This window comes from Psychrobacter immobilis (genome assembly GCF_904846235.1).
Taxonomy (GTDB): Bacteria; Pseudomonadota; Gammaproteobacteria; order Pseudomonadales; family Moraxellaceae; genus Psychrobacter; species Psychrobacter immobilis_C.
The window spans coordinates 37,701-63,034 of record NZ_CAJGZN010000016.1; the positions used below are offsets into that span (position 1 = coordinate 37,701).

The 25,334-nt window shown below is 45.1% G+C and carries 20 protein-coding genes; 19 read left to right on the forward strand and 1 reads right to left on the reverse strand.

The window, feature by feature from the left end:
* The first annotated feature begins 127 nt into the window (after positions 1-127).
* From JMX07_RS10980 to JMX07_RS11015, 8 genes are all read left to right on the forward strand, one after another.
* Positions 128-928: a transporter substrate-binding domain-containing protein gene (locus tag JMX07_RS10980; RefSeq protein WP_179799075.1), complete on the forward strand. Its 801-nt coding sequence runs from the start codon at positions 128-130 to the stop codon at positions 926-928.
* 152 nt (positions 929-1,080) lie between these two features.
* Entirely contained in the window at positions 1,081-1,977 is an 897-nt protein-coding gene (locus JMX07_RS10985) for a transporter substrate-binding domain-containing protein (protein ID WP_201607947.1), read from the forward strand.
* A gap of 72 nt (positions 1,978-2,049) precedes the next feature.
* Positions 2,050-2,997 carry an ABC transporter substrate-binding protein gene (locus JMX07_RS10990; protein ID WP_201607948.1) on the forward strand — a complete coding sequence of 316 codons (948 nt, stop codon included), beginning with the start codon at positions 2,050-2,052 and terminating at the stop codon, positions 2,995-2,997.
* A 448-nt stretch (positions 2,998-3,445) separates the two neighbouring features.
* The gene (locus tag JMX07_RS10995) at positions 3,446-4,180 is read left to right on the forward strand and encodes an ABC transporter permease (RefSeq protein ID WP_201607949.1); all 735 of its coding nucleotides are present in this window, start codon (positions 3,446-3,448) and stop codon (positions 4,178-4,180) included.
* Positions 4,181-4,192: 12 nt separating this feature from the next.
* Positions 4,193-4,918, forward strand: a complete 726-nt coding sequence (locus tag JMX07_RS11000) for an ABC transporter permease (RefSeq protein WP_101205569.1) — start codon at positions 4,193-4,195, stop codon at positions 4,916-4,918.
* A 115-nt stretch (positions 4,919-5,033) separates the two neighbouring features.
* The gene (locus JMX07_RS11005; RefSeq protein WP_101205570.1) at positions 5,034-5,750 is read left to right on the forward strand and encodes a fumarylacetoacetate hydrolase family protein; all 717 of its coding nucleotides are present in this window, start codon (positions 5,034-5,036) and stop codon (positions 5,748-5,750) included.
* Between the two features lie 297 nt (positions 5,751-6,047).
* Complete coding sequence (locus tag JMX07_RS11010) at positions 6,048-8,264, forward strand: PhoX family protein (protein WP_201607950.1); 2,217 nt, start codon at positions 6,048-6,050, stop codon at positions 8,262-8,264.
* 236 nt (positions 8,265-8,500) lie between these two features.
* Positions 8,501-9,994 carry an alpha/beta fold hydrolase gene (locus JMX07_RS11015; RefSeq protein WP_201607951.1) on the forward strand — a complete coding sequence of 498 codons (1,494 nt, stop codon included), beginning with the start codon at positions 8,501-8,503 and terminating at the stop codon, positions 9,992-9,994.
* Between the two features lie 85 nt (positions 9,995-10,079).
* Here the strand turns inward: JMX07_RS11015 and JMX07_RS11020 are convergent, their stop codons facing one another.
* Positions 10,080-11,060, reverse strand: a complete 981-nt coding sequence (locus JMX07_RS11020) for an Hsp33 family molecular chaperone HslO (RefSeq protein WP_201607953.1) — start codon at positions 11,058-11,060, stop codon at positions 10,080-10,082.
* A 376-nt stretch (positions 11,061-11,436) separates the two neighbouring features.
* On the opposite strand from JMX07_RS11020, the gene JMX07_RS11025 reads away from it, so the two are divergent.
* The 11 genes from JMX07_RS11025 (at position 11,437) to JMX07_RS11075 (ending at position 25,334) form a co-directional block, all read left to right on the forward strand.
* Positions 11,437-12,411: a glutamate/aspartate ABC transporter substrate-binding protein gene (locus tag JMX07_RS11025; protein ID WP_180958124.1), complete on the forward strand. Its 975-nt coding sequence runs from the start codon at positions 11,437-11,439 to the stop codon at positions 12,409-12,411.
* A gap of 96 nt (positions 12,412-12,507) precedes the next feature.
* Positions 12,508-13,254, forward strand: coding sequence for an amino acid ABC transporter permease (locus tag JMX07_RS11030; protein ID WP_102091652.1), 747 nt, complete (start codon positions 12,508-12,510; stop codon positions 13,252-13,254).
* Positions 13,251-13,919, forward strand: coding sequence for an ABC transporter permease subunit (locus JMX07_RS11035; protein WP_101205580.1), 669 nt, complete (start codon positions 13,251-13,253; stop codon positions 13,917-13,919). Before JMX07_RS11030 ends, JMX07_RS11035 begins: the two co-directional genes overlap by 4 nt.
* Positions 13,920-14,110: 191 nt before the next feature.
* A complete protein-coding gene (locus tag JMX07_RS11040; protein WP_201607973.1) occupies positions 14,111-14,842 on the forward strand; it encodes an amino acid ABC transporter ATP-binding protein in 732 nt (243 codons plus the stop codon).
* A 403-nt stretch (positions 14,843-15,245) separates the two neighbouring features.
* Positions 15,246-15,854, forward strand: coding sequence for a DJ-1/PfpI family protein (locus JMX07_RS11045; protein ID WP_201607954.1), 609 nt, complete (start codon positions 15,246-15,248; stop codon positions 15,852-15,854).
* Positions 15,855-15,953: 99 nt separating this feature from the next.
* Positions 15,954-17,204: an FAD-dependent oxidoreductase gene (locus JMX07_RS11050; RefSeq protein WP_201607955.1), complete on the forward strand. Its 1,251-nt coding sequence runs from the start codon at positions 15,954-15,956 to the stop codon at positions 17,202-17,204.
* A gap of 371 nt (positions 17,205-17,575) precedes the next feature.
* Positions 17,576-19,351: an AMP-binding protein gene (locus JMX07_RS11055; protein WP_201607956.1), complete on the forward strand. Its 1,776-nt coding sequence runs from the start codon at positions 17,576-17,578 to the stop codon at positions 19,349-19,351.
* Positions 19,352-19,591: 240 nt separating this feature from the next.
* Complete coding sequence (locus JMX07_RS11060) at positions 19,592-21,202, forward strand: carboxyl transferase domain-containing protein (protein WP_201607957.1); 1,611 nt, start codon at positions 19,592-19,594, stop codon at positions 21,200-21,202.
* A gap of 165 nt (positions 21,203-21,367) precedes the next feature.
* Positions 21,368-22,177: an enoyl-CoA hydratase/isomerase family protein gene (locus JMX07_RS11065; protein WP_201607958.1), complete on the forward strand. Its 810-nt coding sequence runs from the start codon at positions 21,368-21,370 to the stop codon at positions 22,175-22,177.
* A gap of 77 nt (positions 22,178-22,254) precedes the next feature.
* Positions 22,255-24,354, forward strand: a complete 2,100-nt coding sequence (locus tag JMX07_RS11070) for an acetyl/propionyl/methylcrotonyl-CoA carboxylase subunit alpha (protein WP_201607959.1) — start codon at positions 22,255-22,257, stop codon at positions 24,352-24,354.
* Between the two features lie 59 nt (positions 24,355-24,413).
* Entirely contained in the window at positions 24,414-25,334 is a 921-nt protein-coding gene (locus JMX07_RS11075) for a hydroxymethylglutaryl-CoA lyase (RefSeq protein WP_201607960.1), read from the forward strand.

Genomic DNA, 25,334 nt, shown 5'->3' on the forward strand with positions numbered 1-25,334 from the left:
GGCTGTCTGTTATTCTGCTATCTATATTGCTTGTCTGGCAGGGACGTCAGAGAACAAAATATCAGAACCCTAAGTCAGAAGATCCTGTCAAAAACTTATGTAAAACCCATCAGAATTTAAGGAACGTATGATGTCGAATTCTCGCCTATTGTGGTCATCAATGACCGTTACTGCTGCATTGATGTTGAGCGCTTGTAGCCAACCTGCCGATGAAACAACCGATACCAACGCTGACGCCCCTGCAGCAGAAACCACTGGTAAAACCATTCGTATCGCTACCGAAGGCGCTTACCCTCCATTCAACTACACTAATGCTGACGGCAGCTTGGCAGGTTTTGATATCGATGTTGCCAATGCATTATGTGATCAAATGCAAGCCAAGTGTGAAATCGTTGCACAGGACTGGGACGGTATCATCCCAGGTCTATTGGCGCAGAAATATGATGCCGTGATTGCAGGTATGTCTATCACTGCTGAGCGTCAAGAAAAGGTAGATTTCAGCGAGCCGTACTTTGCCAATACGATGGTATGGCTAACCAATACGGATGGTGGTTTTGATCCTATGGCGATTAAAGACGCAACGCTTGGTGGTCAACGTTCTACTACACCAGGTGCTTATCTACAGGATAACTACGAAGGCAAAGAAGGCAACACAGTTCAGTTGTATGATAACTATGACAATGCCTATCTAGATCTAAAATCTGGTCGTAGCGATGCCGTATTGGCCGAAAAAGTTTCTGCCAAATCATGGTTAGCAGAAAACGCAGCGGGCTTCGGTATCGTTGGTGATGAAATTGATAACGATGACAATATTGCCATTGCTGTACGTAAAGGTGACTCACTCAAAGCTGACTTTGACAAAGCATTAAGCGAAATCCGTAGTAACGGTGAGCTTGCACGTCTTGAGCAAATGAACTTTGGTCAATAATGACTCACTGAAGATTTATGCTTAGAACAAGTAACGTTTGATGCGAGTAATGCTTAAAACCAAGCATGTTTCAAATAAACGGTGTTTATAAGCATAAATCAGCAAGCAGTGATTGACGATACAGCTGGTAAATATATTAAGGAATAAAACTTATGACAATTTCAATGACATCATCAATGAGCAAAAAAGTATTGTGGCTAGCACCGCTTAGCGCAGCAGTGCTAATGTTGGCAGGTTGTAACAATAGCTCAGCACCAGCAGAAAATGCTGAAGCTGACACCGCTACTGAAGCACCTTTAAATATCAAAATTGCGACAGAATCAAGCTATAAGCCTTTCAGTTATACCGATGCAGATGGCAAACTGATTGGTTACGAGATTGAGCTGGTTGACGCATTATGTGCGCAAATGAAAGCTGAGTGTGAAGTCATCTCTCAAGATTGGGACGGTTTGATTCCAGGGCTTAACGCACAGAAATTTGATGCAGCTATCGCAGGTATGTCTATCACGCCTGAGCGTAAAGAAGTGGTTGATTTTAGCGACCCTTACTTCCATAGCGGTATCATCTTGATCGGCAAAAAGGGTGATGACTTAAGCGTTGAGTCGCTAACAGGTCTACCAATTGCCTCACAGCGCTCAACTGTTGCCTCGCAATACCTACAAGACGAGCATGCAGATGCTGATATCAAACTATACGATACGCAAGACAATGCTTATCTAGATCTAACCTCAGGCCGTGTGCGCGGTATGATGTCTGACAAAGTAACGGGTATCGACTGGTTAAAAACAGACGCAGGCAAAGGCTACGAAGTCAAAGGTGAAGAAATCAGCACCAATGATGATGCGATGGGTATTGCCTTCCGTAAAGGCGATCCGTTAGTTGCTAAGTTCAATGCAGCATTAGCTGAACTAAAAGACAACGGTACCTATGATCAAATCACGGGTAGCTATTTCGGTACTAGCTCAACGGCTGCAGCACAAAAAGCGGTAGCAACAACTGATAGTGTCGAAGAAGTAATGGTCGCTGAAGAAGAAGCGCCAGCTAACTAATACGATATCTAGCAGTTTGACTGCTGTTGTTTAAAGACGTGTTGTTTACTCAAGAAAAAACCAAGGATGATCATGAGCAACCATTGTGCCCCAATCTGTGCCACGACTGGCAAATCTAACATTACTGTAGCCAGTCGTCTGTCTATGTCATTGTTTGCACTAGCGACGGCCTTTACCGTTGCTGGCTGTAGCAATAGCCAAGAGAGTGCGGCTGATACCAATCCAGAGGCTACCGAAGCAACGGCAGCGTCTACAGGTGATGTATTACGCATCGGTACAGAAGGGGCCTATGCACCTTTTAACTATACCAATGCCGACGGGACACTGGGTGGTTTTGATGTTGAGGTAGCAAATGCACTCTGTGCGGATATGCAGGTAACTTGTGAGATTGTGGCGCAGGACTGGGACGGTATTATCCCTGGTCTAAAAGCGGGTAAGTACGATGCAATCGTGGCCGCGATGTCCGTTACTCCAGAGCGTTCGCAGCAGGTGAGCTTTACCGATCCGTACTTTAGCAATGCCTTGGTCTTTTTGGCCAAAAAAGACAGCAGCTTTGACCCTAGTAACAACAGCGATATCGACTCGCATTCTATTGCTGCACAGCGTTCAACCATTTCATCGCAGTGGCTAGAAGACACGTATCCAAAAGCCGATATGAAGCTTTATGATACGTTGAGCAATGCGTTTTTGGATCTCGGTTCAAATCGTGTCGATGCGATGATTTCTGATAAGCTGCCTGCCATAGAATGGCTGAGCTCAAATGCTGGTAGCAAATATGCGCTTAAAGGTGATGAGATCGATATCAATGATAACTTTGCCATAGCAGTACGCCCAGGCGATCCGCTACAAGCAAAGATCAATCAGTCTCTTGCTAATATAAAAGCTAATGGTACTTACGATAAAATCAATCAAAAGTACTTTGCGGTGCCAGCGTCTGCAACGAGCACAGTTGATGAAGACGCAAATACAGGCACAGATACAAATACTGCCGACCAACCAGCGACAGAAAACGCTAGTTAATAGCTAACAGTAGTCAAAGATAGCAGTCAAGAAATATTGTTTTGATTAATAAAAGGATATCACCATCATGGTGATGTCCTTTTTTATTATTCCATAAACGTATCGTATGGTCATGGCATAGTCATCGTCATTCACCATTCGCTTTACTCAAATTTAGTCAGTTCGTTTCAAGCGTATTTGCCTAAGTGTCTGTTTAAGTACGGCTTAGACACAGCTTTTACGCGTCAGGATTAACATCACGGCGAGTGAATATGATAAAATCAGCGCTCATTTCTACTGTGTCAATTATCGCAGCGTTAATCGTATTCTTCTGACGTCATTTTTTGACGCTGACCATCCCTATTGATTTGGTATAAAATACGGTGTTGCGCCGCGTTCAGCTATTGATGCTGATTCTTTTAACTCATATTTTGCAAATTGCTAATATAAAGAGACTGAGTGGATAATCGTGTTTGACTTACAAGGATTTGGCGCGCTTTTATTAAGCGGCGCTACCGTCACCATACAGCTAGCTGTGACCAGTTTGATCATTGGTCTGGCTTTAGGCTTGCTCGGCGCAACCGCAAAGATGTCCAATATCTGGTTGCTGCGTAAACTTGCGACTGTCTATACTGCGACGATGCGCGGTATTCCTGAGCTGCTATTGGTGCTCTTTATTTATTATGGCGGCTCTATCTTATTGATGAGCATCCTCAAAAAGTTCGGCTATAACAACTATGTCGAGATTAGCGCTTTTTGGGGCGGTGTCATGGCGCTGTCTATTGCTTTTGGTGCGTATGCGACTGAGATTTTTCGCATGTCCATTCAAGAGATTCCAGTAGGGCAGCGAGAGGCTGCGCAAGCGATTGGTATGCGTCCTTTTCAGACTTTTTATCGCATCACGTTGCCGCAAGTGTGGCAGATTGCTTTACCAGGTTTGGGTAATTTATTTCTGGTACTGCTCAAAGATACCGCATTGGTATCGGTCGTGGGTCTCAAAGACATCATGTATCAGTCATCGCGTGCGGCACAATCTACACAGCAGCCATTTACCTTTTATATGGCAGCAGCGATTATTTATTTGGGTCTGACCATGTTGATTACTGGCTTTATGATGTGGCTTGAGTGGCGCGCCAATCCTGCGGCACGCTATGCCAAAAAGATAAGCCGTCAATCCACTCACAGTCAATCGACCATAGGGTAGAGGAGAGATACTATGGATTGGAATTGGCAGGTCATTTTTGACCATATCCCTGATTTACTAGGCGGCGCGGTATTGACCGTACAGCTGGTCTTGTTTTCAGGTGTGATTGGATTGCTGTTTGGTTTGGTTTTGGCGTTGTTACGACTGTCTAAGAATTGGGTGGTACAGATACTACCATTTCTGTACATCTTCTTTTTCCGTGGTACGCCGCTGCTGGTACAGATATTCCTGATTTATTATGGTCTGGGTCAGTTCGAGGCCGTACGCGAGTCGTTCTTATGGGAGCCAGTACTTAGCCAAGCATACTGGTGTGCCATCATCGCCTTTACCCTCAATACCAGTGCTTATCTAGCCGAAATTATACGCGGGGCGATTCAGACGATTCCGATTGGAGAGCTTGAAGCTGCTGATGCACTTGGTATGTCAAAATGGCAAAAGCTAACACGCGTTACGCTGCCGCGCGCATTTGGTATTGTGATTCCAGCATACAGTAACGAAGTTATCTTTATGCTAAAAGGTAGTGCGCTCGCTTCAACTATTGCATTGATGGATATCACAGGTGTTGCTCGTACGATTAGTGCGCGTACCTATACCTTGATGGAGTTATTCTTTGCCGCTGGTATCGTCTATCTACTGCTGTCATGGGTTATCTTATTTAGCTTTAGAATGTTTGAAAAGCGTATGAACCGTCATGCCAGTTATGTACCGCCAGACGTTGTGACCAATACGATTCCATAGTTAGCAGTTAGCAGTTAGCAGTTAGCAGTTAGCAACTAAAAATCGTCAAAGTCACTGTAGACAACATAGTATGGACTGCTGATAAAATAGCCATCATTTACAGGGAGAGTTTAGTATGAGCCAATCGCCACACGAGTCATTAGCGAATGCCATTGCAGCCGGTGTCAATGCCGAGCAGGGCGCTATCAATCATAATGAAAGATTACGTACCTCTATTGGTAAAGTCGTCTGTGTTGGTCGCAACTATGCGTCACATGCTGCAGAGTTGGGCAATGAAGTGCCAACCACGCCGATACTGTTTATGAAGCCTGCGTCTTCAGTGGTCTCTATCCGTGGTGATGTGGTTCGCCCAAGTCCAGAGTTATTCGGCGAGACTCACTACGAGGCCGAGCTATGTATTCAGCTATCAGCTGATTTATCTATGGCGACGATTGAGCAAGCTCAGCAAGCGATTGGTGGCGTGACATTGGGACTGGATTTGACCTTGCGTGATTTGCAAAGCAAGCTAAAAGAAAAAGGTCATCCGTGGGAGCGTGCTAAGTGTTTTGACGGAGCTTGTGTACTTGCTGATTGGCTCGACCCGCAAGCGTTTGGTAATCTGCAGAGTGTACAGTATCAGCTATTTATCAATGATAAATTAACGCAAGATGGCGATAGTGCCTTAATGCTATTTCCTGTCTATGAATTGCTGGTCAATATCAGTCACGCCTTTAGCTTGCAAGCAGGGGATGTAATTATGACTGGTACGCCAAGCGGCGTTGGTGTGTTGCAAGCAGGCGATCAGCTTAAACTAAAACTGGGTGCTCATGAGTGGGTGTCGCAAGTACAGTAAGCTTGATTGCAATAACAAACGCATATTAAAAACCCCGAGCAATTGCTTGGGGTTTTTGCTTTTAAGCCTTTATATTTACTTTTTGACTTTGCTAACTGCCAAACAACTCTAACTATCTAATCATTCTATTTTTCAAGAATCATCAGTACTGTCGATTGTCATCAGTTTGTCACCTATTGTTCAGCGTGCTGTCATAAAGGTTGAGTAGACTTAAGCGGAATTCGTATTTTTGTGGTCGTAATTATAAAGCCGCGATCAACTCTCTGCCAATCTAGCCTAATAGCAAGGTGACTGATAATGACATTATTGAACAATGAGCGAACGCTTGCCCACGAAGTGGTTGAAGACTCAAATCCTACTAATAATACTGACTTTCAGACGATTATCAATTGTCGATTGAACCGCCGTAGTATCCTAAAAGGTGGCACAGGGTTGACGGCTGCTGCATTTTTTGGCGCATTACCTTTGGTCGGTTGTAGTGAAGACGACGATAGCAGTATTGTTGGTAATGACGATAATGCCGCTATCCCTGCACAAGGTGATTTGAAGCGTCCTGATACCTTAAAGTTTGAAGCAGTTGCGCATTCAACAGCGGATACGATGACCGTAGCAGCAGGCTACAAGGCAGAGATGATATTACCACTGGGTACACCGCTGAACTCTGGTATCGAGGATTGGAAAGACAATCGCGAGCAATCAGCAGAGTCATTTGAATGGCGTATGGGTGACAACCATGATGGGATGTGGTTCTTTGGCAAAAACGGTAACGCTTACGATGCCAAAGCGTCAGAAAACAGCTTGCTAGTCATGAATCATGAATACGTTAATAGCAGTGAGCTTAGCCCATTTGGCTATTACGTCACTCAAGATAACGACGCTGCGCCTATTTTTCAAAACCGTCGTCTCGCAAGCGACGTCCGCCGTGAAGTCAATTGTCATGGCGTCTCGGTGGTTGAATTAACTCGCCGCGCAGATGGTATGGGTTATGAGATGGTACCTGACTCTAAATACAATCGCCGTATTACCAGTAGTACAACAGCACAATTGGCTGGCCCTGTGGCAGGCTCTGCTCTGGTTAAGACCAAGTTTGACCCGACAGGCTATCAGACTCGCGGTATCAATAACAATTGCGGCGCAGGTCTTTCACCGTGGGGTACTTATCTGACTACCGAAGAGAACTTTTTGGGTGTGTTTGCCCGTGGTCAAGATGCCAGTCAATTGAGCGCTGGTGATAACTATGCTCGCGAGCGCTACGGTGCGGTGGAGGACTTCCCAGGTTGGGAGTATTTATGGCATACCCCAGAGGCAAAGGATGCCAAGATAGCAGACGAGTTCTCACGTTGGGATATGACCGCAGTCGGTGCCAGTGCTGCGGAAGATTATCGCTACGGCTTCAACACTTTTGGTTATATTACTGAGATTGACCCATTTGACCAAAATTCTATACCGCAAAAACGTACCGCACTGGGCCGATTTGCTCATGAAAACTGTGCGTATGCTCCTGTTGAGCAAGGTAAGCCAGTGGTGTTCTACATGGGTGATGACGCCCGAGGTGAGTACATTTATAAGTTTGTCTCCAAAGCGATGTGGTCAAACTCGGACATCGGCGGCGGACTAAAAGCAGGTGACAAATATCTGAATGACGGCACGCTATACGTGGCGGTATTTAACGAAGATGGTAGCGGCGAGTGGAAAGCTCTCGTCCACGGTCAAAACGGATTAGATGCTTTCAACAGCGTATTGCCATTCAATGGACAAGATGAGGTATTGGTCTTTGCTCGTGCAGCTGCCGATGCTGCTGGTGCTACTAAGATGGATCGACCTGAATGGGTATCGGTCAGCCCTATGACGGGTGATGTCTATGTGACATTGACCAATAACAAATATCGCGGCGTACGTGACGACCAGCCTGTCTCAGCCTCCAATCCGCGTAGCTATCAATCAAACGGAAAAGCGCTTGGTAATGACAATGGTCACATTATTCGCTGGGCAGAAATGGGCGGCGACCATGCTGCAACGAGCTTTGAGTGGGATATCTATCTGTTTGGTGCGCCAAGTGATTTATCAGCAGAAAACTTATCTCAGCTAAATGACAATAATGACTTCTCTTCACCTGATGGGCTATATTTTGACCCGCGCGGTGTCTTATGGATTCAGACAGATGACGGCGCTTACACCGATACCAGTAGCTGCATGTTGCTCGCGGCTCTACCAGGCAAAGTCAGTGATGGGTCGATGACGACCACATCGGCAGGGCAGTCAACCCGAGTCGGCACATCTGCTAGCAATGATAATATCAAACGATTCTTTGTTGGTCCTGAAGGATGCGAAGTAACAGGTATCACCATGGCACCAGATTTTAAGACACTGTTTATCAACATTCAGCATCCCGGCAATACATGGGGCGCTGTCGCTGGTGGTAGTATTCCTCGCTCAGCGACTGTGATGATTACTCGCGAGGATGGTGATGTCATACTGGCAGAATCATTTGATACAGCTGATAGCACGACATAGATAGATAAGCTGTAGGCGTATATTAGGCACAACCAAAATGCTCACAACCATAAAAATCCCAAGTTAAGGCTTGGGATTTTTTATTTTAATAATGATTTGATGGTTAAAGAGACCGTCTATCACTCATTTGGCTCTGCTAGTCGTCATCCCGCTCTAAAGTCAAACCATTTACTTCTATTTGCTGCCGTTACAGGATAATATAGACCATTACTTTTTTCGCTGAATGTGCAAATATTATGAGCAGTCCAAAGGTGTTTTATAACGACGGTGTTAGTGACAGCGACGCTCAAAATGATAGCAGCTATACTCGTACTCATCATGAGCTCGATGCGCATTTTGTCCCAGATGCGAGTGTACCGCTACACAGTCATCTATATGAGCAAATCGACCAACTCGAAGCCATCGACATGGATGAATTGGTTAAGCTACTAGCAGATTCGGATGACAGTGATGAAATCAACAAAACACCTGTGTCTTTGGCTGATTTTTTTGAAGGATTGGCTCAGCTTGCCACCATGGGTGTGGTTGAGATTACAGAAATCGTAGAAGCCATTCACCGTGAAATTATCTTGCGTCCGCTAGGCCGCTTCAATGACAAACATTTAAATAAATGGTCGCGCGGATTTACTGGACGTATCTATGGCACGATACGTCATGTCATGCAGATGGTTGGTAATAATCTGGCGTCTGTACTACGCATATATAAAAACCTGATTCTCCAAAAGTCAGTGCAGCCACTACCAGACTCACTGAAAAAACTGGTCAACGTCTTAAATGGCGTCATGGGTGATCATCTGGTCAATAATCAAAATGCGCTCGCCATTCCGATGATACTATACACTCAAGACGGTAAGCCGCAAAGTGAGGTACTATCAGGTCGCATCGTTATTTTGTGCCATGGTCTATGTATGAGTCATTTGAGCTGGCAAGCCCAAGTGGATAATGACTTAGGCGCGGCCATTCATACCAGCCAGCCTGATACCACGGTGCTGTATTTGGATTACAACACAGGTCGCCGTATCTCTCGTAGCGGCCGTAAGTTCTCTCAATTACTACAAGCGCTGGTCGATGACAACCCAAATATCAGTCAGATAGATCTGGTTGGACATAGTATGGGCGGTTTGGTCTCTCGCAGTGCACTGTTCTATGGTAAGCAAGATCGCCTAGACTGGATCAAGCGCGTGGGCAATCTCATCACGCTAGGTTCGCCGCATCATGGGGCAGTGCTTGAGCGTATCGGTAATTATGTGCAAGACATCATCGCCAAGCTGCCGTTTGCAGGTTCACTGGCCAAGCTCGGTGATATGCGCAGTGCCGGTATCATTGATCTACGTCATGGCAGTATTCGTGATGCAGATTGGAAAGCACTAGAAGGACGTAGTGTCCTACCACAAGACTTTCGCCACCCTGCACGGTTGCCAAGTGGTATTAAAACTTACTTTGTCGCCAGTGCTTTGCTCGAGACGCATTATGATTCTAAGGTGACAGATCTGCTAGGAGACAGCTTGGTATCAGTAGCTTCAGCGTTGGGTGAGGATGACGCTGAGCATGCCTTGTTTGTGCCAGATGGTCACAAAGCCATATTTTATGGCGTCAATCATATGAACTTAATCCATAGTAGACGAGTGCGTGAGCAAGTCGTTGAATGGCTACTTGATAATGGTAGAAGCGACTATGCCGGACGTCCGCGCATACATTCTTATCCTAGAAGTTTAGATGTAGCGGTGTAGTGATTTAATGTTTATAAAAAAAACCCTCAAGCATGACGCTTGAGGGTTTTTTTTATAAACATTGACTTATAGTAAGTAAGAAAACTTACTCAGAAAATATTGCTGCTACATCATCTTTATTGAACTTATAGACTTCACCGCAGAATCCACAATCCATCTCAAACGTCCCGCCTTGCTCTTCGACGATATCTAACGCTTCCGCTTCGCCGATTTGCTCGATTGCCATCTCGCACTTCTCGCGTGAGCAAGTGCAACCAAATGATAGAGGCGCAGGCTCAGGGGCAACAATGTTTTCTTCGTGATACAAGCGATAGAGTATTTCGTTAGCATCCAGTGTCGTTAGCTCTTCTGCTTTTACCGTACGCGTCAATACAGACAAGCGTGTCCATAAATCATCATCGATACCCGCATCTTGGTTTTGCTCAACTTCAGACGTTTCTTCAGCAGTACGCGGTAGCATTTGTACCAAGATACCACCGGCTTGCAGGCCGTCAGATGCCAAGTTAATCAACGTTGGAATCTGGGCTGATTGCTTTTGATAATGTGCTAAGCAGTCCGCTAGATTGTCGTGGCTACGCTCAACGATACCTTGGTATGGTTCACCGCCATCAGGCTGAATATTGATAAACAATACGCCTTGTCCCATCGCACCAAGTTCAGCAAACGCTTCTTTGGCATGGATCATATTGTCCCACGCTTGTACTTGCTCATCCGTCTCGCCTTTCCAGCTAGCAAGCGCACGAATGATACCGTCTTGATCGCATTCTGCCATCGCCCAGTTTAGTAAGCTGTCACTGTCTGATGATTGCAACTGAATAGATAGGCGGCCGTTGATTTTTACCGTACTGATTAGCAAACTCGCTGCCGTCAGCATCTCACCCAATAAGCGTTTGATGGCTTCAGGGTAGGGCTTTTGTGCAATCGTGCTCGCATAGCTGCGTGATAGGCGTACCACATCACCGCGCACGGGAGAATCTTCAACAAAGAAACGTTGGCGAATGTCGTTGCTGCCATGGTTGCCAGTAGTTTGGCTGTCCGTATTTGGGACTTGGATATCTTGAGTCATAAGTCATTTGTAGTATAGAGAAGTTGTTTGCTTTATGGGGATTACTGCCGATTTATCAATCTCACTTAGTAGGCTGTTTTGACGATTATAAGCAGTAAAGGTTAATAATTAGCTTAAACACCCAAACAGCTGTTTGTACAAAACTCTGAGTAGATAACCGCTATGAGCCAACATCTTGTAGTTAGAATATAAATATATTCATAAATATGTACTCTCTCAAAAAAAATTCACCCTCTACTGCAAATTTGTTGTACAGTAACATTAAGTTGCATTGTGATAAACAACAGCAACAACCGTACGGATGCGGGGCATTCTGGTCAATCAGACCTATGTCGTCCAAGCACTCACTCAATCTTGCGATAAAAGGATGTATTTCATGACATACTCATTTTCCAAACCGTTGACTTTAGCTGCTGTTATGGCATTAGGCTTAGCCGGATGTAATAACAGCAGCCAGACCAGCACCGATGCGCCAGCAGATGATGCAGCGACGACAGAAACCACGACTAACGGTACGCTACAGAAAATCAAAGACTCTGGCACTATTGTCGTCGGTCATCGTGATTCCTCTATTCCTTTCTCTTATATCGCTGATGATCCTAACCAACCGATTGGCTATGCACACGACTTGGAAATGAAAGTGGTTGAAGCCGTTAAGCAAAAGCTAAACATGCCAGACCTTAACGTTCGCTATAACCTAATTACTTCGCAAACTCGTATCCCATTGGTACAAAACGGCACAGTAGATTTTGAGTGTGGCTCAACAACCAATAACGAAGAACGTCAAAAGCAAGTCGCTTTCTCAAACGGTTTCTTTGAAATCGGTACGCGTCTGTTGACCAAAAAAGATTCTGGTATTCAAGATTTTGAAGACCTAAAAGGTAAAACTCTGGTAACGACAGCAGGCACGACTTCAGAGCGTTATATCCGTCAGTACAACGATGATAATAAAATGGATACCAACATCATCTCAGCCAAAGATCATGGCGAAGGCTTCCTAATGCTAGAGAATGGTCGCGCTGATGCCTTTATGATGGATGATGTATTGCTCGCAGGCGAAAAAGCCAAAGCAAAAAATCCTGATGAGTGGGTCATTGTCGGTACACCGCAATCGTTTGAAATCTATGGTTGTATGATGCGCAAAGATGACCCTGAATTCAAAGCTGTGGTCGATGAAGCCCTTGCCAATGTGTTTAGCTCAGGCGAAATCAATAGCATTTATGACAAGTGGTTCTTGAACCCAATCCCACCAAAGAACGTCAATCTAAACTTTGAGATGTCAGACAACTTAAAGGCCTTGATTGCCAATCCGCATGACAGCGCTCAGCCTAAAGAAGCAGCAGCGCAGTAACGCTCATTGTCCCTCAACATAGCTTGCCTATACGTTCAGATAGCCAGTATTTTATTTGACGTATAGGCTTATCAATCGTTGCTCGGAGAGACAACCATGAATTATAGCTGGAACTGGGGTGTGCTCTTTGAGCAGACTGGTATTGGCAACGAGCTCTACATCCATTGGATGATCACTGGTCTTGGCTGGCTGCTATTGATTGGTAGTATCGCATGGGTTATCGCGATGGTCGTCGGTACTATCTTCGGTATCATGCGTACATTGCCCAACAAGACCGCTCGTGCAATCGGTACGGCTTATGTGACATTTTTTCGTAATATTCCACTGCTTGTTCAACTGTTCTTTTGGTTTTATATCGCGCCTGGCTGGCTCACGCCGACGATACAAGAATGGTGGTATAAGGATTTATCTCCGAATACTTCAGCCATGCTATCAGCCAGTATTGGTCTTGGCCTATTTACCGCTGCTCGTATCGTGGAACAGGTACGGACAGGTATTGAGTCATTACCAGATGGACAGATTAATGCGGCCTATGCATTAGGGTTTAGCATTCCACAAGTCTATAAAGAAGTACTGCTACCGCAAGCATTTCGTATTATCTTGCCACCGCTCAGCTCTGAGCTGACTAACTGCTTCAAAAACGCCTCTGTGGCCTCGCTAGTGGGGGTAATGGAGCTGATTAGCCAAACCAAAACCATCAGCGAATACACTCAAAATAGTATCGAGATATATACTTATGCAACGATTATTTATTTGGTTTTCAATCTATCCTTGATCGCTATTATGGGGTTGATTGAACGTAAACTGCGTGTGCCTGGGCTTATTGCGGGAGGTCAGAAATGAATATGACCGAATTGGCAACAGCCTATCCTGGTTTAATGGGTGGCATGCTTACCACTTTAAAAGTACTGTTTTTGGCTATTTTGGGCGGTATTAGTTTAGGAACTGTACTGGCATTGATGCGTTTGTCAGGTATCAAAGCGCTTGAGATTCCAGCCAAGCTATACGTCAATTACTTCCGCTCTGTGCCACTGCTACTAGTACTGCTATGGTTTTATTTCGCCGTACCGATGATTTATCTTTGGGTAGCGGGTAAGTACCTGCAACTCGATGCTGCGTTTGCCTCTTGTGTGGTCGCATTTATGATGTTTGAGGCCGCTTATTTCTCAGAAGTGGTACGTGCTGGTATTCAATCGATTGGTAGCGGGCAGGTCAATGCGGCAAAAGCGCTCGGCATGACTTATGGGCAGACCATGCGTCTGGTCATCTTGCCACAAGCCTTTCGTAAGATGCTGCCACTGATTTTGCAGCAATGTATTATTTTATTCCAAGATACGACACTGGTATTTGCCATTGGTTTGACAGACTTTTTCCGTGCAGCCTATGTACGCGGTGAGCTAATGGGCTTACTAACGCCGTATATCTTAGGTGCTGGTGCTGTCTATTTTGTGATTAGCTTAAGTGCTTCTATCGGCGTGCAACAATTACAAAAGCGTTTGCGGTTTTAATTGAGCGTATTCTAATAGAGCTATCGCTTGCGATTTTGAGTGTTGAGAGCTTGGATTGAGCGTTTGATTTACCTTTTTTAAATAACGATTATCGAAAACAATGTGGTTAGGAGCCAGTGATGAACAATGCTGATACGTACTTAAATGCCTTTGGCGGGCTGGTTACCAATAGTGGTCATGCTAGTGATGAGATGGTCATCGAGATATCTAATGTCAGTAAGTGGTATGGAGACTTTCAAGTACTGACTGACTGTACGGCGCATGTACATAAAGGTGATGTCGTTGTTATTTGTGGTCCATCGGGCAGTGGTAAATCAACTTTGATTAAGACAGTGAATGGACTTGAGCCTTTTCAAAAAGGTGACATCATGGTCAATGGTATCTCTGTCGGTGACCCAAAGACCAACTTGCCCAAGTTACGCAGCCGTGTCGGTATGGTGTTTCAGCATTTTGAGTTGTTTCCACATTTGACTATTATCGATAATTTGACCGTGGCACAAATCAAAGTGTTGGGCCGTAAAGAGTCTGAGGCCAAACAAAAAGCAATGGCCTATCTAGACCGTGTTGGTCTGACGGTACAAGCGACGAAATATCCGGCAGAACTCTCTGGTGGTCAGCAGCAGCGTGTTGCGATTGCACGAGCGTTGGCCATGGATCCAGTGGCAATGCTATTCGATGAACCAACCTCGGCGCTTGATCCTGAGATGATTCAAGAGGTGCTAGATGTGATGGTCGAGCTGACTCGCGATGGTATGACCATGATGTGCGTGACGCATGAGATGGGCTTTGCCAGTCAGGTGGCCAATCGTATTATCTTTATGGATGAAGGGCATATCGTAGAAAACTGTAGTAAGGATGAGTTTTTTGAAGGGGCAAAAAGTGACCGTGCGCAGATGTTTTTATCGAAGATTTTAAATCATTAAATACACTTTGATTTACGATTGTTTATAGCAGTATTTCTAAGATAAAGACATGTTCTAAAGCTTATTTTTCTTTCTACTGCTAATGATTATATAAAGCGCCCTATTAAAGACAGTTAAACGCTATCTTTAATAGGGCGCTTTGTATTGAGCTTTTTTTATATAGCTATTTGAAAAACAATTTGGAGCCTATGATATTTACTCTCAAGGTATTTAAAGAAGAGATCTTTGAGACTATAAAGCTGCTGAAAATAGAGCGGGAATAGTCGCAGGATTAGAGAGGTTGCAAACGGCAAAGGTAGATGAAATGGCTCATCTGATTAATCAAAAAAGTTTGAAAAGATAGTAGTCATAATATAGATGAGTTTAATTTAATTTAACGCTATCAACTTAATTAGGATTGACTATGACCCTAAAACGAACCGTCGGCGTACTACTGTTCAATGAAGTAGAAGTATTGGATTTTGCAGGACCTTTTGAGGTGTTTTCGTTGGCTGAAAATGCTGCCAGTGTTAGTGATAATAAGCACTTTAAGGTTATCACTATTGCCGAGAACCAAGCTCCAATATCCGCTAGGAATGGTCTGCAAGTCATTCCTGACTATAGTTTTGCCAATCATCCAGACATTGATGTATTAATCGTTCCCGGTGGGTACGGTGCCGAAAAAACAGAAATATATAATAAGGTGGTAATTGATTGGATTATCACTCAAGCAAGTTTGGTAGATCTGACGCTTTCAGTGTGTACAGGAGCATTGCTATTGGCTAAGGCAGGTTTATTAACTGGTAAGTCAGCAACCACGCACTGGATGGATTTAGATAATTTAGCATCCTATCCTGATATCGATGTGATCTCGCATACGCGTTTTGTAGATGCCAGTGATGATACTGGTAATATCATCACATCAGCGGGGATAAGTGCAGGCATCCATGCAAGTCTATACTGTATAGAAAAATTAATAGATAGTGAAACCATGCGTGCAACAGCACATCGCATGGAGTTCGATATTGACTAAGTGAATTGCTAGATAGGTGAGTGAATGGCTGTTTACTGATACAATAGCGGTCAATATTTTTGATAATTAAAATAATTCATAAACCATCTTGGAGTTTATATGAGCGTAGAAAATCCATCTGTAGCAACGAGCACAGCATCAAAAAAAGGTGTGGTCATTATTGGTGCAGGACTGGCAGGCTGGCATGTCATTGATGCCATTCGTGCCAAAGACACAGAGATTCCAATCACATTAATCACGGCTGATAGTGCCGACCGTTATCATAAGCCAATGCTGACAATGGCAATCAGCCAAAACAAACGAGCATCAGATTTGGTACGGGCATCTGGTAGCGAAGCGGCTAAGACAGCAGAAGTGACGTTGTTAGCCAATACGCAAGTGACAGATATTGATCCAGTGAGCCAAACTGTACAGGTGCGCTCTACTGCGCAGTCAGATGACGCACTGACGACTATTGGCTATGAGAAAATGGTACTAGCGATGGGCGCGCATCCTATCTTCCCTAAAAGTCTGCCGCAAGATTTGGTCTGGCATGTCAATCATATCGAGCGTTTTAGTCAGCTACAAGAAAAGCTAGCAACAGGTAGCCAGCACGTTGCGATCGTTGGTGCTGGTATGGTGGGTACAGAAATCGCAGAAGACCTGCTTAAAGCTGGTCATAAAGTAACGCTTATTGACTTAAACGATGCACCGCTTTCACAGATGCTACCAGCCACAGCGACCGCACGTATCGCCAAAGCGATCGAGTCGCAGGGCATTCAATTCTTAGGTGGTTATCAAGTATCAGCTGTCACTCGTGTTAATGACGATGACAATGACAGCGAAGATGGCGAGAAACTACAAGTAGACTATGCCCCATTATCATCGGATGCAGATAGTACTGATACTCAGCCGCTCGAACCACTGATTGTAGATCATGTGATTGCCAGTACAGGTCTGACAGTCGATGAGCAATTACCTGCTGCGGCTGGTGTAGAATTCGATCGCCGTACGGGTATCGTGGTGGATGCAGCGACGTTGCGTACCAATGCAGCGAATATCTATGCCATCGGCGACTGTATGTCTATCAATGGGGTTGCTTGTCGTTATGTTGCGCCATTACGCGCGCAGGCTGCGACCATCGCTGACGATATTTTAGGTCATGAGCATAGTGGCTATGATCATAAGCCGCCAATGATTCGCCTTAAGAACAAAGCCATCTCTGTGATGGTGACGGGCGTACCGCAAGCAGCGGGTAATTGGCAAGTAAAGACTGAGAGTGATGATGAGCTAGTCATGGATTTGATCGATGATAATGAAGCCGTTAGCGCAACAGTAACGATTAAAGCGCCTGCAGTTCCTAAGGCATAATGATTGCAATACCGTCTTTTGAAAAACTAATGAAAGCACATCATTTATAAGTAATGTCCTTTATTAGATTCCTTTCAATAAGATTCAGTTAAAAGACAGTATCGATGATTGAGCCAGCCCATTATTTATGATGTGGCTGGCTTTTTTGTGTCAAATATTTGCCATAATTCTATGCTACCTTTTACTAAGTAGAAAGGCAGACTGTCTAATTAAATGATACATACTGTATTGATATTGTTGACAGGTTTTCATTGATGGCGTTATAGTAGCTGAATGCTATGTAAGACCTGCCCAAGGAAGAAGGTTTGCACGCAGGCTATCAATAAGTGCTATTTATAAATAATATAAAAAGTAAAACGAAAGGACTCGTTATGACTCAAACTCCTGATTTCGATTCGACTCGCATTGACTGCGACACTATTTTAAACAACATTCCTAGTATTAATATGGGCGCATGCTCAGCCAATGCACCCCTTACCAAAAGCTATGACAAGGGTCCTGATGTACCACTGATTGAAGCGACAATCGGTGACTTTTTTGATGCTATTGTCTCCAAATATCCTGAGCGCGAAGCACTGGTCGTCCGTCATCAAAATATCCGCTGGACATATCGTGAGCTACAGCAGCAAGTGAATCAGCTAGCCAGTAGTATGATTGAGATGGGACTAGAGATTGGCGATCGTATTGGTATTTGGTCACACAATAATGCTGAATGGTTGCTCATGCAATTAGCCACGGCAAAAGTCGGCGTTATCCTCGTTAATATCAATCCTGCCTACCGCACCTTTGAGTTGCAATATGCCTTAAATAAACTGGGCTGTTCAGCGCTCGTACTGATGCGTCATTTCAAAACCAGTGACTATGCCAGTTTAATTCGTGAGCTATGTCCTGAGATTTACCACAAAGACTACACTCAGCTTGATTTGGTTGAGATTCCGACGATTGAACGTATCATTTGGATTGATGAGCCAGAGTCGGATGAGACCTTCGGTTTTATGCAAAAGTTCTCTGCGTGGATGAGCGAGGGCGATGCCAACGATCCGCGTGTTGCTGAGCGTCAAGCTCAGCTTAAAAACACCGATGCTATCAATGTACAGTTCACCAGTGGTACGACAGGTACACCAAAAGGTGCAACCTTAAGCCATCGTAATATCTTAAATAATGGCTACTTTATCGGTGAAGCCATGAACCTCACTGAAGAGGACAAACTGTGTATTCCAGTACCTCTGTACCATTGCTTTGGTATGGTGCTTGGTAATCTAGCGATTCTCACGCATGGCGGTTGTATCGTATATCCAAACGACGGCTTTGAGCCATTGACCGTATTGCAGGCAGTCGAAGAAGAAAAGTGTACAGGTCTGCACGGCGTGCCAACGATGTTTATCGCTGAGCTTGACCATCCTGAGTTTGAAAACTTTGATTTATCGACCTTGCGCACGGGTATCATGGCTGGGTCTAGCTGTCCGATTGAGGTTATGCGCCGCGTCATCGATAAGATGCACATGAGCGAAGTTACTATTGCTTATGGTATGACAGAGACCAGTCCTGTATCTTGCCAGACCAATGAGCACACGCCACTTGATAAGCAAGTATCAACCGTGGGATTGGTACAGCCTGCGCTTGAGGTGAAAGTCGTCGATACAGAAACAGGTGAAATTGTACCGCTAGGCGAGACAGGTGAGTTGCTTACACGAGGCTATTCAGTGATGAAAGGCTATTGGGGCAGCCGCTTTAAAACGCGTGAAGCTATCCAAGATGGTTGGATGCATACGGGTGACTTGGCCACAATGGATGAAGATGGCTACGTAAAAATCGTCGGCCGTAGTAAAGACATGGTGATTCGCGGCGGCGAGAATATCTATCCGGTAGAAATTGAAAATTACCTCTATCGTCATCCAAAGATTCGTGATGTACAAATCGTGGGTATACCAGATGAGCGTTATGGTGAGGTACTCGCGGCGTGGATTATTCCGAAAGAGCCTGGCTGCTTGACTGAACAAGAAGTACGCGAGTTCTGTAGTGAGCATATCGCTCATTATAAAGTGCCGACCTACTATCGTTTTGTGACTGAATATCCAATGACCATCACTGGTAAAATTCAAAAATATAAAATCATTGAGCAAATGAAAGAAGAGTTGGGTTTGTAGTAAGCTTACTTATCTGCTCTAAAAAACAAAAGACTAACCATATTCATTTCACTATAAAAGTATTACAGCGTTAACCTCGCTTGAAGTATCACACATACATCTGCACTCGGTTGCCTTGTACTACTTTTAAATTGAATCGACTATATGTGAGCAACGCTTAAAAATAGTAGTTAGTATGATTTATATAAAAAGCTACTCACATCTACGTATCTATCTATGTATAAGAAAAAAAGGGATATCATGAGCGCTATCATAACCAGTAAACTGAGTCCAAACTCAAGCGATTTTCAGCAAAACAGTGCCGCGATGCAAGAGATAGTCGATGACCTGTATGTACACTTGCGTAAAGTTGCCCAAGGTGGCTCAGAGCGCGCACGAGCCAAGCATCTAGCGCGTGGTAAGCTGTTACCACGTGAGCGTGTTGAGCGTTTATTGGATGTAGGCACGCCGTTCCTAGAAGTGGCACCGATGGCTGCACATGATATGTATGGCGAAGAGATTCCGGCGGCTGGCGTGATTGCAGGTATCGGCCGCATTAACGGCACTGAGTGTATGATTGTCTGTAATGATGCCACGGTAAAAGGCGGCACGTACTACCCAATGACGGTCAAAAAACACCTACGAGCTCAAGAGATTGCGCAAGAAAACCATCTGCCATGTGTTTATCTGGTTGATTCAGGCGGGGCTAACTTACCGAACCAAGATGATGTGTTTCCTGATAAAGAGCATTTCGGCCGTATCTTTTTTAATCAAGCCAATCTGAGTGCAGCAGGCATTCCGCAAATTGCCGTGGTTATGGGCAGCTGTACGGCTGGCGGTGCGTATGTGCCTGCCATGAGTGACGAGTCTATTATCGTCAAAGAGCAAGGTACGATATTTTTGGGTGGTCCACCACTAGTCAAAGCAGCAACGGGTGAAGAGGTCACGGCAGAAGACTTGGGTGGCGGTGATGTACATACCCGACTTTCAGGCGTGGTTGATCATCTAGCGCAGAATGATACGCACGCGTTATCGATTGCCCGTAATATCGTTAGCCATCTAAATCGCCCTGCAAAAAATATTCCTAATCAAGTCACACCGCGTCCGCCGCGTTATGACGCTAAAGAACTCTATGGTGTCATTCCAACGGACAAGCGCAAGCCATTTGATATCAGAGAAATCATCGCGCGTATCGTTGATGACAGTGCCTTTGATGAGTTTAAAGCACGCTTTGGTACGACGTTGGTTTGTGGATTTGCTCATATCGAAGGGATGCCTGTTGGTATCATTGCCAATAACGGTATCTTATTCAGTGAGTCAGCGCAAAAAGGCACGCACTTCATTGAGCTGTGCTGTAAGCGAAAAATCCCATTAGTATTCCTCCAGAACATTACTGGCTTCATGGTTGGCCGCAAATACGAAAACGAAGGTATCGCTCGTCATGGCGCCAAGATGGTAATGGCAGTGGCCAATGCAAAAGTGCCAAAGTTCACAGTTATCGTTGGTGGTTCGTTCGGCGCTGGTAATTACGGTATGTGTGGCCGCGCTTACAGCCCGCGTTTCTTATGGATGTGGCCAAATGCGCGTATCTCTGTCATGGGCGGCGAGCAAGCTGCATCGGTACTGGCAACGGTCAAACGTGATAATTTTGATCGCAAAGGTGAAGCGTGGAGTGATGAGGACGAAGCGGCATTTAAAGCGCCGATTCGTGAAATGTATGAAGAGCAAGGTCATCCGTATTATGCCACTGCACGTATGTGGGATGACGGCGTAATTGATCCTGCTGATACCCGTAATGTATTAGCATTAGGATTAAGCGCAGCTTATAACGCACCGATTGAAGAGACGACATTTGGGGTCTTTAGAATGTAAGCGTTCTAAGGTCTCCCCATAATAAGCGACTACTGCGTCAACCTCATTTGAAGTACGATTTGTACATCTACGCTTAGTCTTTGCACTTGGTTTTCTTGTATTGACATTATTATGGATTGACCAAGAGCTTGTTTGAGTATTTACACAAAAAATATAGAGAAAGTTATGCAAAAAGACAGTAATAAAAATTATAAAAGCCTATTGGTTAACGTTGAGCAGCACGTGGCGACAGTGACGTTAAATCGTCCCGAGATACGTAATGCTTTTAACGATGAAATGATTGCTGAGCTAACCGATGCTTTTAGTACGCTTGGTGCTGATGATGAGGTACGTGTCATTGTGCTAGCGGCTGCTGGCAAGGCATTTTGTGCAGGCGCTGATTTGAATTGGATGCGTGCCATGGCAGATTATAGCTATGAAGAGAATCTAGCGGATGCTGATAAATTGGCGCAAATGCTTAAGACTATTTATGAATGTCCTAAGCCAACAGTCGCGGCTATTCAAGGCGATGTTTATGCAGGTGGCATGGGTTTAGTTGCTGTTTGTGATGTGGCTATCGCCGTTAAGATTGCTAATTTCTGCCTCAGTGAAGTGCGTTTGGGCTTGGCCCCTGCCACTATCAGTCCTTATGTTATCCGAGCGCTAGGTGCTAGAGCATCGCAGCGTTATTTCTTAAGTGCTGAAGTGTTTGATGCCAAAAAGGCGCGTCAGCTTGGTTTTATCCATGAGCGTGTTAGCGAAGAAGGGCTGGCCGATGAAGTGGCTGCGTTCTGTAACAAGGTCGTCAAAAACAGCCCTGATGCAGTCAAGACCTGCAAACAGCTATTACACGATGTTGCTGGTGCGCCTATTACAGATGAGCTGATTGCTGACACGGTCAAAGGTATCGCTGATATTCGCTCATCAGAGCAAGGCCGCGAGGGTGTGCAAGCATTTTTGCAAAAGCGTAAACCTGATTGGCTAATGGCAGACTAACTAGTAGTAGAACAATGATAGGCAAATGGGCAAATAGACAAGACGTCAAATAATAACGACAAGACACAGGGATAGTTATGTTTTCTAAAATTCTAATCGCCAACCGTGGTGAAATTGCTTGCCGAGTGGCCGCGACTGCTAAGCGTCTTGGCGTCAGTACCGTTGCTGTTTATTCCGATGCGGATCGTGAGGCCAAACATGTGGCTGTCTGTGATGAGGCTATCTATTTGGGTGGTTCGGCACCGAAAGACAGTTATCTCAAAGGCGATGCTATTATTGCGATAGCGCTTGAGACTGGCGCCCAAGCAATCCATCCAGGATATGGATTTTTGAGTGAAAATGCAGACTTTGCGCAAGCCTGCCAAGATGCTGGTCTAGTGTTTATCGGTCCATCGGCGGATGCTATCCGCGCCATGGGCGGCAAGTCTGAGTCTAAGCGCTTGATGGAGTCGGCTGGCGTGCCGTTGATACCGGGCTATCATGGTGATAACCAAGATGCACAGTTTTTGCAGCAGCAGGCCGATAGTATTGGCTATCCTGTCTTGATTAAAGCAAGTGCAGGTGGTGGCGGTAAAGGTATGCGTATCGTTGAAAAAAGTAGCGATTTTATTGATTTGTTAGATTCATGCCGCCGTGAAGCGATTACCAGTTTTGGCAATGATCAAGTATTGGTCGAAAAATACGCGCTAAAACCACGTCATATCGAGATCCAAGTATTCGGTGACACGCATGGTAATTATGTGCACCTGTTTGAGCGTGATTGCTCAGTACAGCGTCGCCATCAAAAAGTACTAGAAGAAGCGCCAGCGCCCGGTGTTGATACTGCCATGCGTGAAGCAATGGGCACAGCGGCAATCGAAGCTGCACGTGCAGTTGATTACGTGGGTGCAGGTACGGTCGAGTTTATCGTTGAGCAGCGTGAAGACTCTATGAATTTTTATTTCATGGAAATGAACACGCGCTTGCAGGTTGAGCATCCAGTCAGTGAAGCCATTACGGGTGTCGATTTGGTCGAGTGGCAGCTGTTGGTTGCTGCGGGTCAGCCATTGCCAAAAACACAAGATGATCTGGCTATCAATGGTCATGCAATTGAAGCGCGTATCTGTGCTGAAAACCCTGACAACAATTTCTTGCCAGCGACAGGGACTTTATTCACTTATCAAAAGCCTGAGCATAGTACCTTCAATATTACCGATGTGCGTATCGACGATGGCGTACGTGAGGGTGATGTGATCAGTCCTTTTTACGATTCTATGATTGCCAAGCTTATCGTCCATGCTCCTACGCGCGAGCAAGCGTTGGCGAGACTAGATCGTGCATTGGCACAGACGCGTATCGTTGGTCTGCCAAACAACGTGGCATTTTTGCGTTATATTCTAAATACCGATTCATTTAGCAAAGCCAATCTTGATACAGCCTTGATAGAGCGTGAGCAGGACAAGCTTTTTGATCAGCACCCTCTTGAATTATCGACGCTTGTGGTGACTGCTATTGCTCAGCAGCTTGCGAGTGAAGCGACCACGCAAGGTTTAGATCCATTTAGCAAGCCAACGGGTTTCCGTGCGTATAGCGATTATACTCGTTCATTTAGCTTGGTTTATGATGAGCAGGCCTACAATGCTCGCATCAGTAATTGGCATAATGTGAGTGGTGTTGATAGCAAAAAAGGCGGCGATAATCTCAGTAGTTTTACGCTCATCATTGGTAAAGAAATCGCGAATACGCAGGATGATAGCAATATCAATGTAGCTGCTCAGACCGAAACGGTTTACGAAGGTCAAATCAGCTATGATAGCAGTGACGCGCACAATCATACTTTATGGTTAGAGGGTGCACGTATCAGTGCCCAAAGCTGGGTGAATAACGAGACAGTCTACATATTCACAGACAGTGGCCGTGACGAGATTACGCTTGTTGATATTATGGCACATGTGGGTGAAGAGTCCGCAGCGGTCGGTAGTTTAAAGTCACCGATGCCAGGTCAAGTGGTTGCATTCAAGGTAGCTGTTGGTGATACTGTGAAAAAAGGCGAGCCACTTGCCGTCATCGAAGCCATGAAAATCGAACATACCATTACTGCACCGACAGATGGGGTAGTAGCAGAGCTATTATTTGCAGCAGGTGATTTGGTCGCTGATGGTGATGAGCTACTGCGCATCGATAGTGAGAGCGCATAGCTGACGAAGCCTAATAAAAAAGCCTCATCAAAGCGCAAATAACAAAAAGGACGACAAGTATGAGCCATTCGTATCCAAGCCATGTCACCATCGTTGATGTCAGTCCGCGTGATGGACTACAAAACGAATCCATGACGGTACCGACTGAGGTTAAGCAAACGCTTATCAATGACTTGATTGCGGCGGGTATCAAAAAACTAGAAGCGACCAGTTTTGTTTCGCCAAAGTGGGTACCACAAATGGGTGATAACAGCGCGTTGCTCGACGCACTAGCACCGACGCGGCAGACGGACGTCTGTTACTCGGTACTCGTACCCAATATGCGTGGCTTTGAAAATGCTATCTTGCATCGTCCCGATGAAATCGTTATCTTTGGCTCAGCCAGCGAAACCTTTAGCCAAAAAAACATCAACTGTAGTATCGATGAGAGTATTGAGCGTTTTGCACCAGTGGCTGCGGCAGCAAAAGCGCAAGGCATCAAAGTACGCGGCGTGATCTCTTGTACGGTTGGTTGTCCCTATGAAGGCGAGATTGACCCTAGCCAAGTAGCTTATGTCACCAAGCGATTAATTGAGATCGGTGCAGAGCAGATTGGTATTGCCGATACGATCGGTGTGGGTACACCGCTCAAAGTACAGCGAGCGTTGCAAGCTGCACTCGAGTATGCTGATATCTCTATGCTATCGGGTCATTTTCATGATACTTATGGTCAAGCACTGAGCAATACTCTGGCTGCATTACAAATGGGTGTTAGTGAGTTTGATACCTCCGTCGCTGGCCTAGGTGGTTGTCCTTATGCTAAAGGCGCAACGGGCAATGTCGCCACCGAAGATGTAGTATATATGCTGCATGGTATGGGTATCAGCACTGGTATCGATTTGGATAAGTTGGTTGTAGCAGGTGAACGTATCAGTGAATTTTTAAAGCGTCCTAACGGCTCAAACGTAGCACGTGCTCTAATCAATAAACGTCAGTCTTAA

Coding starts and splice junctions, on each gene's coding strand:
- JMX07_RS11025 (WP_180958124.1), top strand. CDS start 11,437: ATGACATACTCATTTTCCAAACCGTTGACTTTAGCTGCTGTTATGGCA.
- JMX07_RS11050 (WP_201607955.1), top strand. CDS start 15,954: ATGAGCGTAGAAAATCCATCTGTAGCAACGAGCACAGCATCAAAAAAA.
- JMX07_RS11000 (WP_101205569.1), top strand. CDS start 4,193: ATGGATTGGAATTGGCAGGTCATTTTTGACCATATCCCTGATTTACTA.
- JMX07_RS11045 (WP_201607954.1), top strand. CDS start 15,246: ATGACCCTAAAACGAACCGTCGGCGTACTACTGTTCAATGAAGTAGAA.
- JMX07_RS11005 (WP_101205570.1), top strand. CDS start 5,034: ATGAGCCAATCGCCACACGAGTCATTAGCGAATGCCATTGCAGCCGGT.
- JMX07_RS11015 (WP_201607951.1), top strand. CDS start 8,501: ATGAGCAGTCCAAAGGTGTTTTATAACGACGGTGTTAGTGACAGCGAC.
- JMX07_RS11030 (WP_102091652.1), top strand. CDS start 12,508: ATGAATTATAGCTGGAACTGGGGTGTGCTCTTTGAGCAGACTGGTATT.
- JMX07_RS11010 (WP_201607950.1), top strand. CDS start 6,048: ATGACATTATTGAACAATGAGCGAACGCTTGCCCACGAAGTGGTTGAA.
- JMX07_RS11020 (WP_201607953.1), bottom strand. CDS start 11,060: ATGACTCAAGATATCCAAGTCCCAAATACGGACAGCCAAACTACTGGC.
- JMX07_RS11070 (WP_201607959.1), top strand. CDS start 22,255: ATGTTTTCTAAAATTCTAATCGCCAACCGTGGTGAAATTGCTTGCCGA.
- JMX07_RS11055 (WP_201607956.1), top strand. CDS start 17,576: ATGACTCAAACTCCTGATTTCGATTCGACTCGCATTGACTGCGACACT.
- JMX07_RS11065 (WP_201607958.1), top strand. CDS start 21,368: ATGCAAAAAGACAGTAATAAAAATTATAAAAGCCTATTGGTTAACGTT.
- JMX07_RS11035 (WP_101205580.1), top strand. CDS start 13,251: ATGAATATGACCGAATTGGCAACAGCCTATCCTGGTTTAATGGGTGGC.
- JMX07_RS11060 (WP_201607957.1), top strand. CDS start 19,592: ATGAGCGCTATCATAACCAGTAAACTGAGTCCAAACTCAAGCGATTTT.
- JMX07_RS10985 (WP_201607947.1), top strand. CDS start 1,081: ATGACAATTTCAATGACATCATCAATGAGCAAAAAAGTATTGTGGCTA.
- JMX07_RS11040 (WP_201607973.1), top strand. CDS start 14,111: ATGGTCATCGAGATATCTAATGTCAGTAAGTGGTATGGAGACTTTCAA.
- JMX07_RS11075 (WP_201607960.1), top strand. CDS start 24,414: ATGAGCCATTCGTATCCAAGCCATGTCACCATCGTTGATGTCAGTCCG.
- JMX07_RS10980 (WP_179799075.1), top strand. CDS start 128: ATGATGTCGAATTCTCGCCTATTGTGGTCATCAATGACCGTTACTGCT.
- JMX07_RS10990 (WP_201607948.1), top strand. CDS start 2,050: ATGAGCAACCATTGTGCCCCAATCTGTGCCACGACTGGCAAATCTAAC.